The organism is Acinetobacter sp. YH12151, assembly GCF_013418355.1.
Lineage (GTDB): Bacteria > Pseudomonadota > Gammaproteobacteria > Pseudomonadales > Moraxellaceae > Acinetobacter > Acinetobacter pseudolwoffii.
Genome location: NZ_VPCG01000018.1, coordinates 1 through 19862 on the forward strand (window position 1 = coordinate 1; position 19862 = coordinate 19862).

The window sequence follows — 19862 nt, forward strand, 5'->3', positions numbered from 1 at the left end:
CATCACAATATATGGCTAGATCATTGTCTTCATCCCATCCACAGATAGGGCATGTATAAGGGGATGATGCGACTCCTAGCTGATTATATTTTAATAAAATATCGTCACAAACCTCATAAAGTTCTGATATAGACTGACCAGACCAAGCTGAGCATCCATAGAACTGATTTTACGCAATCCTCAATCTGGTATATATAATGACTATGTATCTGTATTAAAGTCCTGACATTCCGATATAACTAAATATAAAGGATAAAAAAACCCGGCAGCACCGGGGTTTTTTTATTTAAATACAGGCACAATCAGCTATTACGTAGACTGCTTTCTTCTTCATCCAGCTCATCATCATAGACATAGGCCATGCAGCCCCAACCATCATATTCACCCTGAAATTCTGCAGCGATTTTGCTGAACCACTGTTCCAGATCCACAATATCCTCGTAGGTTGGTTCCATATAGACATAAATCGTGATAATCCATTCCAGGGTCGCGCTTTCTTCATCCTGAAACAGGCTGATTTTTTGTTCTTCCTTTAAGAGATACAAGGCACAACGATCTGCCTGCTCTTCATCACTAAACACCAGCGAAAATTCGATTTCATGTGCTTCTTGCAGGTCGTCGCCATCCTGATGCATTTGCCACAGTACATTGCCATTTTCATCGTCAGGGAATTGATTGTAATCACGTGACATAGAAGTATCCTTATTATGATGCTGTTTTATTCTGCATCTAAGATTAGCTGATTTTTAGACAATTATCGAGATCCGGACAAAAAATATTATCTTTTAACCATAAATAAACATATGATTTTTATAAATATAAAAATTATCTGTCAAATGGGTATTTCTTAAATATTTACAGCCTATCACGTCCGGGAATATCGATCTTTCGCTAAAACCCTATTCGTTATCAGCTACCATCAAGACTTAGTGCGCTTGATGCCTATCAAAACTATACGGTCTCTGGATGCCGGCCTTCTTGCTTCATGTGCACAACCAGTGCAGCAAACTTTAATTCCTCTAAACGTAAATCCAGATAGGATGACTGAATCGTGGCCTGACTCAGTTGCTGTCCGGTATAATTCAGCAGGACATAATCATCCCTTAAGGCTTGCAACATCTGTCCCAAATTTTCTCTGTTTAATTGAGCAAGATATAAATCTGCCTTGCTATTAAAGGCCAAACTAAAGATTTCAATGATACTTCTACGGCGGCCGTCATCGATATAATTACAACTGGCGATCTGCTGTGTTGCTATAGCCTGCTGAATTTTTTCACGTACATCGAGCAGATGCCGAGCCGCATCCGTTTCACTATATCCTGCGATCAGCTGTTGTAAAAGTTGCGGTACTGGCAGACATAAACCGTAATACTTGGCCTGGATTTTATGTTCCAGGGCATTCACTACGTCCTCTAAGTGCTGCTGTTGCTTGGCCTGTTGATAATAACCCGCTAAACTTTTTCTGGCCTGCTGTTCAACTTCGACTAAGGCTTTCGCTTGAAACTGGGCGAGATAGTCTTTCACGCTTTCAATATAAGCCTTGAGATCATCAATCATGATCGAAGCATCTAGTTTGGTCACTTCAACAAAATTTTCGGCCTGCAAAGTCCGGTTGATAATATATTGTTCGATATCATAGATATCCTGATATTTTTTATATTTATTCAGCGCAGTCGTTAAACTGCCATGCTGTACCCGCAGTTGGGTCACGTCATAATTCAGTTCATCGACTTGAGCGTCATAATCTGCCAGTCTGCTGCGTGAATGATCCAGATTTTCCTGTAAAAACCGGATATTGCTGCGTAATGAAGCCTGGATCTTCAAGCTCCAGAGCAAGGCACATAATAAAATACTCGCGAGAACGAAAAAAGCCATACTGAGCATTGTTCTGTCCTTTAACCCCGGGCATTGCCCTAAAACATCAAATTAAAAATTTATTATAAAGTACCGGTTGATTTTGCATCACTTCGGCCAGATAATCAAAGCCATTAATCGCCACTAAGTCGTTCATTCATTTTATTTTTCTATAATTTTTTATGTGCAAGTCATACATCATGAATTGATTTGCAGCTTAAATCAAAACGATCCTGAAACAGCTAACGGTATTTTTTATATCAAAGGATATAATTTAAAAGTTTAAAATTAATGACAGTAAAATTAAAAAACCAATAGAAATAAAGATATCAAGCTTATAAAAGCAGATAAAGACAATAAAAATTCCTAAACTCATCATCAAGATATGCAGCGAGCATTCACCGGTATGTTCTACATCGACAGAAGATTGGGCAATGCATAAGTATTAGATTTCAAATAAAAAACATGAAAAACCATTAATTTTCAGAGCATTGACTGAAATAAATTCTCACAATTTTTAATTTAAGCGGTTCAGTTTAAGGGCAAATACCATTTTGAATGATTACACAAAATAGAACTAATTTGACTGGATACCATCGTTTTTATGATCCAAATCAAAACGGGACTACGACTTCAATTTCAACCGGAACACCACTCAGCGGCTGGCTAAAAGCCAGATAATTGGCATGCAAAGCCATACGATTTAAAGGACTGCGCTGTGGTTCTGGATGATAGATTTTATCGCCAGTAATGGGATGATCCAGATACAGCATATGTACTCGCAACTGATGAGAACGGCCTGTGATGGGCGTGAGTAAAACCCGACTAATGTCTTGCTGGGGCAAATATTCTATTGCCTGATATAAGGTTTTGGCAGTTTTGCCCAGTTCATAATGCACCATCTGACGCGGACGGTTTTCCCAGTCGGTCATCAAAGGCACTTCGACGCTACCCTGACCTTCAAGTTTGCCTTGTACCAGTGCGACATAATTTTTATGCACGGTACGTGCCTGAAACATTTTACTCACCGCCACTTCTGCATCACGGTGTTTGGCAAACATCAAAATACCTGAAGTGGCCATATCCAGACGATGGGTGATTTTAGCCTGCGGATACTGGTCCAGAACCCGCAAATAAGCACTGTCATGATGTTCAGCTAAACGCCCGGGAACCGACAATAATCCGGCCGGCTTTTCAATCACCACCAGATCATCATCTTCATAAACAATATGCAACGGTTCTTGCGGTGGGCAATAGACAAAGTCGGGGTTGATGGGCATTTTAGGAATACAGCATCTGGAACAATGCGCGCAAAATAACAAGCTGTATTTAACCTGTCAATCACCGCGCATAGCCAGATAAATTAATCTGCCAGATAATAATCCACCGTCGAAACTACACGGACTTTCTTCAAATAGGGGGTATTGCTGTCGCGATCTTCGATACTAAACATGCCCTGATTGGCGGACTTGATTTTCCCCAGACTGCTTTTTGAATCTGCGGCAAATTTTTCTGCCACACTGCGGGCATTTTCGGTGGCTTGTTCAATCATCGCCGGCTTAATGTCATTCAACTTGGTAAATAAATATTCGGTTCTTTGTCCGGAATCATCTCCAGCAAAGGCAATGCCTTTTCTACCCAAAGCCACCAGACGGCTTTGTGCCTTGCGTACTGCATCGATGTTGTGGGTATAGACGGTAATGGTCTGACTGGCAGTATAGCGCAGTGCGACATTGGCATCACCGCCGTATTGCTGGGCGTATTTATCGGTAATACTCGGTGAAGCACTGGTGATCTCTTCGGCACTAAAACCTTCATTTTTTAGAAAGGTCTGAATTTCCTGGGTATTGTTTTGCATGGTATCGTACAACTGGGCCAGATCCTGACTGCCTGCGTTAAAACGGATCGGCCAGACTGCTACATCAGCTTTGACTTCGCGTTCCGACAAACCTTTGACCGACACAATACGTTCATACTGTTTGATTTTTAAGGCGCTATTGCCCAGAATCCAGCCAGCAAGCATCATCCCTAAAGCAATCAAGGCACCCAAAATCAGTGCCGGTTTGACTTGATTCATCTGCATCCACTCCTTTGAAATCCTGTTTTAATTGTTATTTAACTAGACTAATCCCAAGCTATTTTTTGTCATTAAAAAATGCAGTTCAGAATCGCGCTTAACTTTGTTTGATCAAATAGATTGCAATTAAAGGCGCCAGGTTAAACAGCAAAATTCCAATTTTATACAGCGCCATACCCGAATAATGAATCACATCGAAGCTGGCTTCAGACAGCCGGAACCATTTTCCGTGCACTTGTTTCATCCAGTTGCGGGCAAATACAAAAACCGTGAACCAGAGCATAAGAATGATGTAATTGATGAGCAAGGAAAATAGTAAAAAACGACACCAAATATCGAGATTCATCACGATTCCCCACCAGGCAGCTGATGCTTTAAAAATAACAGTTTTGATCTGGGAAAATGAGAACTGATTTGTATCTTGCTTGAATGAATATTTTTCTTAAGTTTTTGATTTATTGTTATTTTAATGATTTCTTATGTTGCATTGCCGGAGAATTTTTTAGGGTGTTGGGAAAACGTTTCATGGTTTACTTCAACTATCAATCTTTGTAAGACTTGATCTTATAGCCTATAAACTTATGGTCTATAGCGTCCTAAGCCGGATCGAGACCTTTTGGGTTCGTACTGCACTCGCGTTTTGCGCCGCTCGCAGCATGCTACTCTTTCCGATCCCATCACACCCTTGAGAGCTATATTAGGCAAAGATGGACGGGATTAATTTCCTATGTTTTTTTAATTTTTAGAATTTTTGAAAATTTATTTCATTATTAATCTAATTTAAGGGAAATAAACCCTATCCTTCAATTTTTACGCTTTTTTCTTCGATAAAAATGGACTTTATTGCAATTTATCTTCAAGACATGATGACTATTTATTAAAACAAAGCAGCCTGAATCCATTGTGCACTAAACCACCAGATACTGATCGCCGACATCCCGCAGAGCAGATTGGCCAGAACCTTATTGAGTCTCGTCAGTTGAGAATTATAGATTTTCAGATTTACCAAATATGCCATCACGCCGTAGAGCAAGCCAATCGCGCCCCCAAACAGGATCAGAATTAATGGCCATGCAGAATAAAAATGGGCTTTTTTATCTAATTTGCCTGATTCTGGTGCGTAGTCTCTGATTTCCATATGCGCTTGCCCTCTTTCCAATATGTGCACATGCACTATTTCAAGGCAGATATTTAGCTGTTATTAAATATTTGCCGTCTCAGACTTGGATTGAAGCAAGAAGCAGACCAATTTTAGTGTACAAAGAGCTGACGGGTATGCTGGTTAATATAGGCATTTAGCCCATCGCCATATCGGGCAAGCTGTTTCATGTTCTCGACATGCTGATAACCGGCACTACTATAGCTGTAAGTATAGACTTTCGAGGTTTTCTTAAATTGCACACGAATAAACTCGTTACCAATCTCGTAATTGGCGACACCTGAGTCGTGATTAAGATCAAGATAATGTTGCAATTCGGCAGCCTTAAATACGGTGAATCTAGGCTTTTAGAGGTGGTCCCACTTGTTTAAACAACTAAAAGCTTATTTATAAGTGATGTTCTGCTCTAGTTAAGCTACCTTATTTTGTTGTGGTAGCTGGTCATAGTAAAACTCATCTGGAGTCATTTTGTCCAGACTCGAATGAGGTCGTTTCAAATTATAAAATTAAAAATATGCACTCAATTGCTTTTTCGCATCGGTGACACTGCTATAAGCTTTGAGATACACCTCTTCATATTTAACGCTCCGCCATAATCGTTCAATCATCACATTATCGACCTATGAGCAGCGATGCTGCGCAAGATTACCGTCCATGCTGATTTGGATGTCATTTGATTTTAACACTTCAATAAACGCATCACTGGTAAATTGACTGCCTTGGTCTGTATTAAAGACTTCAGGTCGGCCATATTTTTCAATAGCTTCATTTAATGTTTCTATACAAAATGCAACCTCCATACTAATCGATACGCTATGAGCAAGCACCTTACGGCTGTGCCAATCAATCACAGCACATAAGTAGACGAAGCCTTTTGCCATAGGGATATATGTTATATCCGTTGCCCACACTTGATTACTCCGTTGAATATTCAATCCTTTGAGCAGATAAGGATATTTACGGTGAGCTTCATTGGCCTGACTTAGATTTGGTTTACGATATAACGCATTAATGCCCATTTTCTTCATTAAAGTACGTGTATGACGTCGTCCTATATGATGTCCTTGACGGTTCAATAAATCACGCATCATACGGCTACCTGCAAAAGGGTATTGCATATGTAATTCATCAATACAGCGCATCAGCTTCAGATCTGATGCACTCACAGGTTTTGGGCGATAGTAATAACAACCACGGGAGACTTTCAGTAGCTTAGCTTGCTTAGATACTGAAATCTGAAGTGAGTCGTCGATTAACTTCAGATTTCAGTAGCTTAGCTTGCTTAGATACTGAAATCTGAAGTGAGTCGTCGATTAACTTTTGTGGTTGAAGCGGCCCAGTTTCTTCAACACACCTTCTAAAAAATCAATTTCTAATGCCTGCTCACCGATTTTTGCATGTAGTTTTTTTAGATCAATGGGTGGTTCTGCTGGAGCTTTTGATTGATCGAAGGCTTGCGAGGAAGCCGAAATCAATTGATTTTTCCAGTCGATAATTTGGTTTTGATGAACATCAAATTCAGCACTCAATTCAGCAAGTGTTTTTTCTGCTTTAATTGCAGCAAGTGCTACCTTAGCTTTAAAGTCATTTGAATGATTTCTTCTTGGTCTACGTGCCATAAAATACTCCATATATCGATGTTTATAACATCATTTGGGGAGCAAAATATCACTTATAGGTGTTGTTCAAATTTACGGAGCCATCTCTTTTAGATGGAGATGATTTGGTTAATTTTCAATCAAAATCAAGGTTCAAAAAGATGTAAATTTACAAAAAAATATCCCACTCAATGATGGGATATTTTTTTCAATCTAATTGAATTAATTAGCAATTAGGATCAACGACATAACTTGTCTGGCTAAATTTTTGCCATGCTCCAGTAGCAGCGCCATCTACAACCAGAATAGAAATAAGTCCCCAATCCAGGAAAATACCTAATAAAGTTGTTGGATCAAATGTTTTCTGTGGAATAACGGTGTTGGTTTGACAGCCTTGCTTCTCTGCCTTAATCACATAGTTTTCTTTCTTTTTGAAAGTATAGACAGTATTACGCTGTCCCATATATTCTTCATTGACATATAACTTAGCCAATTCATCATTACTACGGATATTCACAGTTTGAGTTGAACCATTAAACATCGTGGCACAGCCTGAAGTAAATAAGATTGCACTGCCTAGTACTAAAGCTGCAAATTTTTCATTGTTTCACCCCGGAAATATCTAACCTTAATTTAAAAGTGGTTAGCTAATTTTTAAAGCAGACAAGCTATACCGTTTATATTTAAATTTCAAATAATTTTTTGAATTTATTAGGTTTTACTTTAAATTAATAAGTTTCTATACATATATGATTGGCTTTTTCACCCTGATCTTTTGATTGCTACCTAAAAGGTTATCTAATAAACAGCAAAAAGCCCTATCGAGTAATAGGGCTTTCGTTCAAAACAGAGGGTAACTGTTTGAGTTGTTTTGCTTAGGCATTCTTATTGTTAAATTGATTGCCTTGGCATTTGGTACACGGTGGTAAACGATCAGTACCAATTTCTAAGTAGGTGCGGTGTCCGCATTGAACACAAAAATAGAAGCCTGTTCCGGGTTTTTCGCCAGCAGTAACCATCTTTGTTCTCCATGGTTTTAGAAATGGTCTGTCTAGTATAACCCTCTGGTGATGAATGTCTATTGTCCATTTTTGTAAATGATGATGGCATTTGGGCGAAGGCAAATACTGCAAAAATCTACATGGTCTTATCGCCTTTTATGTTCGGTTCTAATTGCAATATCAGGTATTGATTCAGCAGGGCTAATTACAGTTTGTATTTTTGCTCTATCACTCAACCTTTCATTTAACATATAAGCAAATGATTTACCTAATTTTTTAGCTTCCATTTGTATTTCATAGAGCTCTTCTCCTGAAATTGGATTATCACTCATATCCACTATAGTAGAGAAATGATACGTTGCATCTTCTTCATTTTCTGAAGGGGCAATGACTTTATTAGGATCTACACTCACTGCATCTTGCATACCAGAACCTGCAACCCCAAAATTTTGAACTATTCTAGAATTATCCCTTAATTTCAAAATTTCCAGGTCTTCTTTTGAAAAGGGTACATGGAATTCATTAAAATTTATGAAAGGTCTTCCATCAATCCTCATTTGAAAATGGTAGTAGGGATATTCGATTTGTTTGCCTTTATGCCCCCTCAGCATCATTCTCTGAGCAATCAAATGTCCACTCAATATTTTTCCACTTTATTGTAGAAGATAAAATTTTACGCCCAGATCTTTCACTGTCTAGATCGTTAATATTTGAAAGTAACTTCTCTTCATTTGCACACCACCTTAAATAAGCTGCAATATTGTGATAACCATATTTTTCATATATCAATTTAAAATGTTTTTTTTGAAATTTACAAAGACGTAATAACCAATGTAGACATGGTTCTCCTACACTCATCGTTTTGAAATCTTTTCTGCATAGGTAACATTGCCGTTTCTGATAGCTCTCTTTAAAAGCAATTACTTGTCGCAAATTTTCTTCATGCTGTTTTGTATTAAATTCTTTAATTTGATCTTCTGTTAAACTATCGAGCCAAGATTCAAAACTTTTCTTATTCACTATTTTTCTCTTTCATAAATTCAGTCATATAAGAACTTAACATTTCTATTTATGTATGCATTTAATCCATTACCAGATCTAGCTAATATTTTCATTTTATCTACGTGAAACCTCCCAGCCTTCCTATAACTGTATTGATAAATTTTAGCCGTTTCTCTAAATTTCACTCTAATATAAGTCTCACCAATTTCGTAATGCGTCACGTTAGAATCATTATTAATATCTTTATAAATTTCCAAAAATCCCCCCCATTAAAAAATAAAAAACGCCCCAATCCACATTAGAGCGTTTTTTAAACAATTTCAATAACTTTAATCTCCCCCCTTGCGAAGCAATACTTCTCTCCTTTAAAAAAGGAGGGAGTTCCCCTCTTTATTAAAGAGGGGTTAGGGGAGATTCTTAAACATTCCCTTCTAAAAAGTCCTGTGCAAAGCGTTGCAACACCCCACCCGCTTCATACACATGCACTTCTTCTTCAGTATCCAGACGGCAAGTCACAGGCACTTCAATAATCTGGTTCTTACCATCATCGGTTGAACGCTCAATCACCAAAGTCAAAGTCGAACGTGGCGCGATATTACCAATCACGCTATACAGCTCCGTACCATCAAGACCTAAAGTCTTACGATCCGTACCCGGCTTAAACTCAAGCGGCAATACCCCCATACCGACTAGGTTGGTACGGTGGATACGCTCAAAACCTTCTGCGACAATCGCTTCTACACCCGCCAGACGCACACCTTTCGCCGCCCAGTCACGACTCGAACCCTGACCATAGTCTTTACCTGCAATAATGATCAACGGCTGTTTACGGTTCATGTAGGTTTCAATCGCTTCCCACATCCGCATCACTTCGCCTTCAGGCTCCACACGTGCTTTCGAACCCTGCTTGATGCTGCCGTCTGAACGCACCACCATTTCATTAAACAGTTTCGGGTTGGCAAATGTTGCACGTTGTGTGGTCAGGTGATCACCACGATGCGTTGCATAAGAGTTAAAGTCTTCCTCAGGCACGCCCATTTTTTTCAGGTATTCGCCTGAAGCACTGTCGAGCACAATCGCATTGGATGGTGACAAATGATCGGTGGTGATGTTATCACCCAAGATCGCCAGTGGACGCATATTGGCTAAGGTACGTGGTGCAGCGAGGGCACCTTCCCAATACGGCGGACGGCGGATATAGGTACTTTGCGGACGCCAGTCATATAGCGGGCTTGCTGCCTTTTCATTCACACCCAAATCAAACATCGGAATATAGATTTGACGGAACTGTTCCGGCTTCACTGCTTCTTTCACCAGTGCATCAATTTCTTCATCCGATGGCCAGATGTCTTTTAGATAAATCGGGTTGCCATCTTTGTCATTACCAAGTGAATCCGTTTCGATATCAAAACGAATCGTACCGGCAATCGCATACGCCACCACCAGTGGTGGAGATGCCAGAAAAGCCTGCTTCGCATAAGGATGGATACGGCCATCGAAATTACGGTTGCCCGACAATACCGCTGTGGCATACAGGTCACGGTCAATAATTTCTTGCTGAATTTTTGGATCTAGTGCGCCCGACATGCCGTTACAAGTGGTGCAGGCATAAGCCACGATCCCAAAACCCAGTTTTTCTAAATCTTTGAGTACGCCAGCTTCTTCAAGATATAACGCTGCTGCTTTAGAACCCGGTGCAAAAGAAGATTTCACCCAAGGCTTACGGACTAAACCGAGTTCATTGGCCTTACGCGCCAGCAAACCTGCCGCCACGGTATTTCGCGGGTTTGAGGTATTGGTACAAGACGTAATCGCCGCGATAATCACCGCGCCATCTGGCATTAAACCTTCAGCTTCTTGCGCACGTGCAGCCTCTAGATTACCGGCAATGCCTTTTTCTTTTAAGTCAGATGTCGAGACACGAGCATGCGGATTGGATGGGCCAGCAATGTTACGGGTTACTGTTGAAAGATCAAAACGCAATACACGTGGATATTCTGCCTGAGTCATATCCGATGCCCACAGACCAATCTCTTTGGCATAAGTTTCAACCAGTTTGACTTGCTCTGCTTCACGACCGGTCAAAGTCAGATAATCAATGGTGTTCTGATCGATATAGAACATCGCAGCGGTTGCACCGTATTCCGGAGTCATGTTGGAAATCGTGGCACGATCACCCACTGACATGCTGTCGGCACCTTCACCGAAGAATTCTAAGTATGCCCCGACCACACGTTCTTTACGCAGGAATTCTGTCAGTGCGAGCACAATATCGGTTGCGGTAATGCCCGGCTGACGCTGACCAACAAACTCCACACCAATGATGTCAGGCAGACGCATCCAAGATGCACGGCCCAGCATCACATTTTCCGCTTCCAAGCCGCCAACACCAATCGAGATCACGCCAAGCGCATCAGTATGTGGGGTATGTGAATCTGTACCGACACAGGTGTCCGGGAATGCCAGACCGTCACGGTTTTGAATCACCGGAGACATTTTCTCCAGGTTGATCTGGTGCATGATGCCATTACCGGCAGGAATCACATCGACATTTTCAAACGCGGTTTTGGTCCATTCAATAAAATGAAAACGGTCTTCATTACGACGGTCTTCAATCGCGCGGTTTTTCTCAAAAGCATCCGGATCAAAACCACCAAATTCCACTGCCAATGAATGATCGACAATCAGCTGGGTCGGTACCACTGGATTGACTTTAGCCGGGTCACCGCCCTGTTCTGCAATTGCATCACGTAAGCCGGCAAGATCGACCAAAGCCGTTTGTCCCAAGATGTCGTGACAGACCACACGTGCCGGATACCATGGAAAATCATGTTCCTGTTTGCGCTCAATCAGCTGTCGCAAAGACTGTTCTAAAATGGCAGGATCACAACGACGAACCAGCTGCTCAGCAAGCACTTTGGAGGTATAAGGAAGTTTGGCATATGCGCCTGGCTGAATATCTTCTACGGCCTGACGCACGTCATAATATTCCAGCTGGGTGGATTGCAGCGGTTTACGGTAGTTGTTGTTCATAGCTTGCCTGCCCTCGTTTATTACTCTTTTTTGCACATCAAAATTTATTGATGACTTGTTTTTAATCAAGGCATTGTACGCTGCCGAAAGTCCATTTCCCAAATCTTATAATTTTCAATAGTTTAATTATAGAAATTGGTCTATTTTAATCAATTTGTTATCTGGCCTTTAGAATTTTGGCTCTAAACTTCTATTTTTTTGAAAAATCGTAGAAAATTCATCTCATTCTTTAGTATGAGACACTCACAACAGCATAAAAAATAATCAACATATAGGCGCAATAAACAGGCTTTATTTCATATTCATGCAACTTTTATGAGCTGTATTTTAAGCAGCGAATAGACCCTATAACCGATTAAAAGCCAACTATTAAAAGCCAAATAAGTCTCTTCTCTTACATTTAGGTCTTTATATGCAAGCGGCTTGTTGATAAAAACTGGATATTAAGCATATCTTCACAACATCCTTATACAATAATTCCGAAAATCATCGTATTTCAGCGATAGAACCATTTAAAAACTGTGTCCTGATTCAATTCCATAATTTTCGTAAGACTTTCTTACAAATTTTATAACTATTTTAATATGTTAGGACTTACGCACTATTATTTATAGATTCTCTGTGGTAGCAGATGATTTTTATCGAGAATAAAGTCATCAATGAAGTTATCGACGGGAGACATGGATATTCTGTGGAAAGATAAAGGCAAGAACAGCTATTCTAATGAAAATATCCTCCTGTTTCAGCAAATTCAGTATCGATGCACTCACCCGGCAGGCACGACCAATCTCAATAATTGTGATGCTGGTGAAGTCGGTACGCTGGAAAATTATCAAGGCCTGAATGCCTTTAATTCATGGGGAGCAAATCATTATTACACCTCGATTAATGGCAAAGTACATGGCGAGATTCAAGTTGAGCAAAACCAGTTTAAGCGCTGGCGTATGATTCATGGTGGTGTTCGCGACACCCTTGGTCTTATTATTAAAGAACTGCCAAAATCACAAAAATTTACCGCTGAACAAACCATTAAAGCTTGTTCTGAATTTCAGGAAGAAGACAAAAAAGCAGATTTTGATCAGCTCACTAGCTTGCCGGTCCATACCATTGCTCAGGATGGTTTAACCATGGATCATGTGCAGACACGTAGAATCTCGATATTTCAACCCGGTTACCGTCACGATGCGATGGTCGCCTTCCCAAGCACGAATAGATACTGTATTTTTGACACCAACTTGAACATTGATGATGAAATCAATGCCATCCCTACATCCGGACAAATTACACCTCAACTCGCTCCGGGTAATACGTTAAATGCCCAACTACTGGGATGGGTGAATGTCAAAGCGAGTAAATTAAAAGCGCAAACGCCAGCCCAGTTTTTACAAGCTCAGGCACAGAAAATTGGCTTAAACAAAGAAATTCAGACCCAGCTCTCACAGTTAAAACTTTCTGCCTTTATCGACCATCCATCGCTGATGACCACTGAAATTGAAAATCGCTTAAAGAACCGCCCACCACAACGCTCAATCTTCGATGCCAGCTTTGGTCCAAATGGTAAATTTGGCTACCGTTACAGTGATATTGAGGGAATCTATAGTTTTGGTGACCTCTTTACCGGCGCGGATGCAGTAGAAGGTGCATATGTACGGAAACTGGAATTTGGGCAAATTGATGAATGGATTCTTAGCAGTAATAACCTGAATCATCCTTATCATATCCATGTGAACCCCTTCCAGATTGTAAAAGTACTGGATCCAACGGGTAAGGATGTCAGCGATATTCCGCTGGCAGTAGATCCAAATCCTAATCTGGAAGATATTCAATACCGCGGCTTAAAAGGACAGTTTAAAGATACAATCTTTGTTAAACAGGGATATCAGGTAATTGTCCGCAGCCATTACAAGAAATTTGAAGGTGATTTTGTGCAGCATTGTCATATTCTCGATCATGAAGATCAGGGCATGATGGAATATGTTCGGATTTGTGGCGGTAAATTCCCTTGTGATTCGCCATTACCGGCTAGCCATCACCACTAAATATTATCATTCCATAAAAGCCGATGATTTAGATTGTTGGCTTTTTTGTTTGCCTCTATTTGATGCTTGCTGCACAATAACTGCATTGATTTATAGTATTCAAACTGGGGCTTATCATGGCAACGTCTCCTGCTTTTACATTGTTTAGTCTGAATGGTGTTGATGCACAAAAATTCCTTCAAGGTCAGGTGACTTTGAATACTGAAACATTGGCTGAAAACCAGACACGTTATACCGCGATCTGTAGCTTGAAAGGCCGTATTCAATTTGGCTTATGGCTTAAAAAGCTCAGTCCGGAAAGCTTTGAAATTGTAAGTACTGACGATCAGGCCACTGAACTGGCGAATCATATTAAAAAATTTGGTGCCTTTTCAAAAATGAAACTGGAACTGGTCGGTGCGGTTTATCCTGTGATCAAGGATATTCATACTGACTTTGTTGCGACTGAAACCGATGTGGCGACCTGGGAGCAGCAAGCCATTGAATCAGGTCAGGCCTGGATTCAGGCGGCCACTGCGACCCTGTTTCAACCACAGGAATTGCGCTTACATCAACGTGAAAGCATTCACTATGACAAAGGTTGTTACTTAGGTCAGGAAGTCATCGCACGCTTATGGTTTAAAGCCAAGCCAAAACATTGGCTGCATCTGATTCAAGCGACGGGTGAAGCACCTGTAGTCGGCACTCAGCTCAACAACAATGTTGAAGTCGTGAATAGCATCAGTCTGAAGGATGGCTATAAAGCCTTGGTCGTAGCCAAACCTGAAGCATTGGCCGAGTTGGGTCTAGAGGTTCTGGAACTTCCTGAGGCTTTGAGCGGTGATGTAGCACGTCCGCAATAATTCCGGTTTAGGCCCTAAAAAAGCCAAGAGTTAACTCTTGGCTTTTTTTGTTTTAGAAACCATGAAACAGCTTATTCATATCTTTCACCACATAATCTTTGAAGTGATAAGCACGAGCATGTTTGGCATCAAATTTTGTGGTTAATTCACCTTTTTGAAAGGTGTAAACCCGGTCTTCCTGACTAATCAAAAATTCTGCACCGAGCTTCATCAGCAGTGCGTCAATCTTGTCTTCATCCGCAATCGTTTCATCTACGTTAATTCTGTCATAGTGGCGTTTAATCGTTTTGACAAACATGGCTCAATCCTGAGAGGCTGATTTAAACCGAGATTTAACCAGAGAAGTTCCTTTAAGCAAAGTAATCCTTTCAATATCTGAATGATTGATAGGAAAGTTATCCAGATCAGTGATCTGGTTAAATCGGTATATCCTGATTTGATGATTTATTTTGAGTAAATCCCTTTCATAACTCAAGAAATGATAATTTTATTCATATTTAAATAGAGGTTGAACGTCCCTTCTCCCTCCGGGAGGAGGAGCATGCTGCGCAAGTCTCCGACAAGAAGATAGAATTTCATTTATAATAATTAAAAAATGATTTATGAAAGAACTCTAATGACAAATTGTATATTTACAAAGCACAAAATCCTTTTATGATGTAAGTGAAAATGATTAAAACCGCACCAAGGACTTAGGTGCCAGCAATAATAAGGTTATAGGAACCATGAAAAAGTTAATACTCGCTACCGTTCTTGCAGTTTCTGCGCAATTCACTCTGGCAAATACTGTAAAAGATCAGGCCGACCCCCAGTTTGTAAAAATTGAAGCCATGGTGAAAGCCAATAATTTCAAAGGCGCCTATGACGCTTTAAATCAATTGGCTAGTCAGGGAAATGCCCAAGCCATATATAACTTAGGCTATTTAACCCAGACCGGCCAGGGCACTGCCAAAGACGAGAAAAAAGCCATCCAGCTCTATGAACAGGCAGCCAGCAAAGGTTACCCTGTGGCCAATTATGTACTGGGCAAAAATTATGCGGCGGGTACATTAGGACTAAAGCAGGATTTAAGCAAAGCCAAACAGTATCTGGAACGTGCCTCAGCAGCCAACTTTGATGATGCCAGTGTAGATCTGGCTGTGCTGTTATTTGCTGAAAATACCCCCGCCTCAAATAAAATCGGACTACAAAAGCTGCAACCATTAATCACAAAAGGTAATATGCAAGCGATTCACGCCAAAGCCTTATATGACATCAGCTCTGGTTTTAAAAACAAAGATGAAAAACCGATTCAGCAAGGTTTAAGCAGTATTCAGGATCTGGCTAAAAAAGGCTATATCCCTGCCCTGATGGCAGTCGGCAATATGTTTGCCAATGGCAGTATCGTGCAGCAAAACTTGCCTGAAGCGAAAAAAATCTTTGCTGCATTGGCACAGCAAAATATTCCGCAGGCTAAAGAGTCTTTGGCAGCAGTAGACAAAATGATGGCGGAGCAGAAAAAAATACCTGCCAAAAAGAGTTAATTTGGTTTCGCCCCCAATGAGAAGCGGAGCTTCGCAAGAAAGGCATCTTGCGGAGCCATACTCTCATCGCAAAACTCGTCAGCCAGCATCCACTGGTAAATTTGTCGCAAAAACAATCATTTTTAATCTTGCGGTGCAATACACCGCATGCCTCAAACAGTTGCGGCTGACTTTTCTACCTGTAAAATATAATCATGAATTTAAAAAAGAAAATGCCAATATGGGGCTTTTTATAAGGAGAGAATCAATCCTGGAATGAGCTATCCCCACCACAAGGCAATTAGGCCGCTGGTCACGATAAAACCAGCGATGGTGCTCATCAGCAGTGGTGTTAAGGCTCGATCATTTAAACCATAGGCCTGTCCCAACATACCGAAGATTGTTGGCATCGGTAAGGCAGCAATCAAAGTACCCGCATGAACCATTTCCTGACTTAAACTGGTCAATTGACTGAGGCCAAGATACATCAGCAGCGGCATCATAATGTTGTTAGAAAACACCAGATAGAAACTTTGCAGATTGACGTATTTCAGGCTCATTCCCACAATACCGCCACCAATCGCAAACAAGGCCAATGGCGATGCTGTCTGTCCGATCAAGGCAAAAACCTGATCGATATAGAGCGGAATTTTAATCTGAAAAATCGCACAGGCCATACCCAGTACGACCCCCATAAATAAGGGGTTTGTTACTAAAGTCAGCACCACACTTTTAAAAATGGAGCCAAGATTTGCCTGATGCTGTGTTCCCAGCGCAGCCATGACCAGTACCAAAGGAATCAGCAACATACTTTCAATGATGACCACCAGAGAAGTATAAGTCATGGCCTGCTGCCCGATTAACAGACTAAGCACGGCCGTACCAATCAGTCCGGTATTCGACATCGCGGCGCCCAGCGACAATACTGCACTCTGCGAATGCGTATTCTGAAAATAACGGCGCATCATCCAGAAACCGCTACCATAGAGCAGTAAAGTTACGCTGCTATACACCGCAAAGTATTCAAAATACCAGATTTCATGCAGGTCTTTAGAGGCGAGAGACTGGAAAAACAGCAGAGGCAACGCCACTTTAATGACAAAAGCACCGACTGTACCCACTTGCTCTTTGTCTAACACTTGACTTTTTACAGTCAGATAACCCAGTGCCAACAATAAAAAAATGGGCACAATGACCGCAAAAATCATAATGCAGCGTCCTCATTTGCAATGAGTGACTATTATACGACTTTCCTGCTTAGAAAAGATTGTTAAAAAGGCTCAAACAGATGGTTTAGACCATGCGGGGCACTGCGAAGATATTGGGGTGAAATCTTTAGTTTTTCTTCAAGTGCCGCAGCTGCATGCCAAGGCCAATGTGGATCGTAGAGAATCGCCCGTGCAATAGCGATAGCATCGGCCTGCCCTTTTTGCAGAATATGTTCTGCCTGTTCTGCTTCGGTAATTAAACCTACAGCAATTACCGGAATATTGACGGCTTTTTTGATGATATCTGCAAAAGGTACTTGATAGTTCGGTTTCACATCAATGTTCTGTTTGACATGTAAACCGGCACTGGAAATATGAATATAAGCTGCGCCCACCGCTTCGAGGGCTTTAGAGAGTTCAACCGAAGAATCAATATTCCAGCTATCCTCATGCTCCATCCAGTCACTCGCTGAAATACGCACTCCGATTGGATAATCTTCCGGAACTGCTGCCTTCATCGCTTGCAATACTTCCAGCGTCAGGCGAATCCGGTTTTCCAGTGAACCACCATATTTATCCTCACGCTTATTGGAAAGTGGCGACATAAACTGATGTAACAGATAACCATGTGCTGCATGTAGTTCAATCAGGTCAAAGCCTGCATCAACTGCGCGTTTGGCACTTTCTGCAAAGTCTGCAATGACCTGATCAATCTCTGCCTGATTCAGCGCTTTAGGAGGATGTTCGTCTGCCTGAAAAGGAAGATCACTGGCAGAAACAGTTTGCCAGCCATGTGCCTCATCCGGTTTAAACTGGCCTCTACCTGCCCATGGTTTATCTGTAGAGGCTTTACGTCCGGCATGTGCAAGCTGGATAGCAAATGGCATTGGCGATATAGATTTAACTTTGGCCAATAATGCTTTGATCTGGGCAGCTTGCTGATCATTCCACAATCCCAGGTCTGCATAACTGATACGACCTTCTGGTTGTACGGCAGTCGCCTCGACAATACAGAGTCCGGCGCCAGAGAGCGCATAACTCGCCCATTGCTGCTCATGCCAATATGTGATTTCACCCTCATCTGTGGCTGAATATTGACACATGGGTGCAATAATAATTTTATTGCTGAGTGATAATGAACCAAACTTTAACGGTTGAAATAATAATGTCATGTGGCAATCCCTCTTTATTCATGTGAAGTATGATCGGGCAATAAAAAACAGGCTTTAAAAAGCCTGTTTAGTTATAACGTGAACGATCACTATTTAGAAGATGATGCGGCTGGTTAAACCAAATAGCAGTGCATTATCTACGTTGTTAGTTGCCCCTGGATTGACTACATATTGCAGGTTTGGACGTAGCATCAGCCACTTTGTTGCATTATAGCTATAGTTGAGTTCGATATTGTATTCTGCATCGGCATTGAATGCTGGACGCGACTCTGCAAAGCGATTATTCACGTGCACACGGTTAACTGCCAGACCCAAAATATCATTCGGTTGACTGTCGAGCAGGCCAATATATTTCACCCCAAGCTGTTGTGAATGATCGACTTTATTGGTCACACGGTCATGCCAGGTGAAATTGGCAAATGAATGCAGGCCCTGACGCCCCTGACCTGTTGAAGTTAATTGCTGTTCGATGGCCAACCAGCCTGCAAAGGTACGATCTTCAGCTTGGCCAGTGACAATATCTTTTTGATTGATTGGATCATCCGCAGTATTGTACATTCCACCCACACGGTAGCTACCCAGCAAGTTATTGATGAGTGATTTGGGTGTCCATACAATTTCTGCTGGAATGGTCACGCCATCGGCATGCTCAGTATCCAAACTCCAGCCTTGACCTTCTTTAGCCCCATTGCCATTGTCCGGATTAAACTCATAAACACCGACTTGTACCGCAAGTTCAGGGTTCAGCTGCTGCTTTATACGCACACCCCATTGTGATACTGGCGTATTCATCCAGATATTGCCTTGCCATTTACCCATCTGCGCAGCACAAAATGCTGTACTGGCAAAGTCACAGGCCATCACATTAAAGTCCATGCCCAGCCCCAAACGGCCAGCCTTAATACTCAGTCCTTGTTCTTTATAATTCTTTTCAATCGAAAGTTCACTCAGACGGCTATCCTGATTGCCACGCCCAAACGTACCTTGTGCATTGGCCATCTGTGGCGCTGATGGATCTTGCAAATCACGGATAGACGTACTTTGGCCTTGGCGCGCACTCATTGCAGCACGTACCGTGACACCGTTCCATCCTGCCAGTTTTTCCAGGTCCAGTTGAGTTCCCAACCATAACTGGGCAGAAGTTAATGGATCTGCGCCTGCATTCCGGCCACCATCCGCAAGATAGGCTGTATCAGTTAGCAGATTGGCTTCAAATTTAATTCCTTGCTGAGCCAGTTCTGTACGTTGACTATTCCAGTCCCCCAGTAAATATTGACCTTGCGGATCAAATGCAGATTCTGCCTGCGCGGTTGTCATGGCAGCCATTAATGGCAATAAAGCGAAACCTAAATATTTCATGTAAAACCTAAACATT

At 41.4% G+C, this 19862-nt stretch carries 19 protein-coding genes and 2 pseudogenes; 3 read left to right on the plus strand and 18 right to left on the minus strand.

The features are described from left to right. Positions 1–302: 302 nt before the first annotated feature. From FTU82_RS08380 to acnD, 14 genes and pseudogenes are all read right to left on the minus strand, one after another. Positions 303–692, minus strand: a complete 390-nt coding sequence (locus FTU82_RS08380) for a ribonuclease E inhibitor RraB (RefSeq protein WP_005097967.1) — start codon at positions 690–692, stop codon at positions 303–305. 259 nt (positions 693–951) lie between these two features. Beyond that, a complete protein-coding gene (locus FTU82_RS08385; protein ID WP_180101240.1) occupies positions 952–1884 on the minus strand; it encodes a DUF4041 domain-containing protein in 933 nt (310 codons plus the stop codon). 584 nt (positions 1885–2468) lie between these two features. Then, positions 2469–3134, minus strand: a complete 666-nt coding sequence (locus FTU82_RS08390; protein ID WP_159516159.1) for a pseudouridine synthase — start codon at positions 3132–3134, stop codon at positions 2469–2471. Between the two features lie 83 nt (positions 3135–3217). Further along, positions 3218–3931 (minus strand): SIMPL domain-containing protein, encoded by a 714-nt coding sequence (locus FTU82_RS08395; protein WP_159516700.1) that lies wholly within the window; start codon positions 3929–3931, stop codon positions 3218–3220. A gap of 97 nt (positions 3932–4028) precedes the next feature. After that, entirely contained in the window at positions 4029–4277 is a 249-nt protein-coding gene (locus FTU82_RS08400) for a DUF6868 family protein (RefSeq protein ID WP_159516699.1), read from the minus strand. A gap of 531 nt (positions 4278–4808) precedes the next feature. Further along, positions 4809–5069: a hypothetical protein gene (locus FTU82_RS08405; RefSeq protein ID WP_180101241.1), complete on the minus strand. Its 261-nt coding sequence runs from the start codon at positions 5067–5069 to the stop codon at positions 4809–4811. Between the two features lie 113 nt (positions 5070–5182). Continuing rightward, positions 5183–5404, minus strand: a complete 222-nt coding sequence (locus tag FTU82_RS08410) for a hypothetical protein (RefSeq protein ID WP_005104128.1) — start codon at positions 5402–5404, stop codon at positions 5183–5185. Between the two features lie 96 nt (positions 5405–5500). Continuing rightward, positions 5501–6721 (minus strand): annotated as a pseudogene (locus FTU82_RS08415) (IS3 family transposase). A 193-nt stretch (positions 6722–6914) separates the two neighbouring features. Further along, positions 6915–7256 (minus strand): hypothetical protein, encoded by a 342-nt coding sequence (locus FTU82_RS08420; RefSeq protein ID WP_034608928.1) that lies wholly within the window; start codon positions 7254–7256, stop codon positions 6915–6917. A gap of 307 nt (positions 7257–7563) precedes the next feature. Further along, positions 7564–7707: a zinc ribbon-containing protein gene (locus FTU82_RS08425; protein WP_004645925.1), complete on the minus strand. Its 144-nt coding sequence runs from the start codon at positions 7705–7707 to the stop codon at positions 7564–7566. A 128-nt stretch (positions 7708–7835) separates the two neighbouring features. Beyond that, positions 7836–8318, minus strand: coding sequence for a hypothetical protein (locus tag FTU82_RS16175; protein WP_257221945.1), 483 nt, complete (start codon positions 8316–8318; stop codon positions 7836–7838). Beyond that, positions 8284–8709 carry a hypothetical protein gene (locus FTU82_RS16180; RefSeq protein ID WP_257221947.1) on the minus strand — a complete coding sequence of 142 codons (426 nt, stop codon included), beginning with the start codon at positions 8707–8709 and terminating at the stop codon, positions 8284–8286. The genes FTU82_RS16175 and FTU82_RS16180 overlap by 35 nt, the downstream gene beginning before the upstream one ends. A gap of 20 nt (positions 8710–8729) precedes the next feature. Beyond that, positions 8730–8948, minus strand: a complete 219-nt coding sequence (locus FTU82_RS16185; protein WP_034608409.1) for a hypothetical protein — start codon at positions 8946–8948, stop codon at positions 8730–8732. Positions 8949–9108: 160 nt separating this feature from the next. Beyond that, on the minus strand, positions 9109–11724 hold the full coding sequence (gene acnD, locus FTU82_RS08435) for a Fe/S-dependent 2-methylisocitrate dehydratase AcnD (protein ID WP_100535372.1): 2616 nt from the start codon (positions 11722–11724) through the stop codon (positions 9109–9111). Positions 11725–12368: 644 nt separating this feature from the next. Here acnD and FTU82_RS16190 point away from each other — a divergent pair. After that, positions 12369–13763 (plus strand): annotated as a pseudogene (locus FTU82_RS16190) (multicopper oxidase domain-containing protein); the annotation flags it as partial. Between the two features lie 116 nt (positions 13764–13879). After that, entirely contained in the window at positions 13880–14605 is a 726-nt protein-coding gene (locus tag FTU82_RS08445; protein WP_180101242.1) for a folate-binding protein YgfZ, read from the plus strand. Positions 14606–14657: 52 nt separating this feature from the next. Here the strand turns inward: FTU82_RS08445 and FTU82_RS08450 are convergent, their stop codons facing one another. Next, entirely contained in the window at positions 14658–14903 is a 246-nt protein-coding gene (locus tag FTU82_RS08450) for a hypothetical protein (protein ID WP_005097984.1), read from the minus strand. Between the two features lie 427 nt (positions 14904–15330). Here FTU82_RS08450 and FTU82_RS08455 point away from each other — a divergent pair, with 427 nt between their 5' ends. Then, positions 15331–16128 (plus strand): tetratricopeptide repeat protein, encoded by a 798-nt coding sequence (locus tag FTU82_RS08455; RefSeq protein ID WP_005097985.1) that lies wholly within the window; start codon positions 15331–15333, stop codon positions 16126–16128. 260 nt (positions 16129–16388) lie between these two features. Here FTU82_RS08455 and FTU82_RS08460 read toward each other — a convergent pair whose 3' ends face one another. The 3 genes from FTU82_RS08460 to FTU82_RS08470 all read right to left on the minus strand — a co-directional run bounded on the left by FTU82_RS08460 (position 16389) and on the right by FTU82_RS08470 (position 19846). Next, positions 16389–17315, minus strand: coding sequence for an AEC family transporter (locus FTU82_RS08460; protein WP_005097988.1), 927 nt, complete (start codon positions 17313–17315; stop codon positions 16389–16391). Positions 17316–17377: 62 nt separating this feature from the next. Continuing rightward, positions 17378–18487 (minus strand): NADH:flavin oxidoreductase/NADH oxidase, encoded by a 1110-nt coding sequence (locus tag FTU82_RS08465; RefSeq protein ID WP_180101243.1) that lies wholly within the window; start codon positions 18485–18487, stop codon positions 17378–17380. Between the two features lie 93 nt (positions 18488–18580). Beyond that, on the minus strand, positions 18581–19846 hold the full coding sequence (locus tag FTU82_RS08470) for a carbohydrate porin (protein WP_180101244.1): 1266 nt from the start codon (positions 19844–19846) through the stop codon (positions 18581–18583). Positions 19847–19862: the final 16 nt, after the last annotated feature.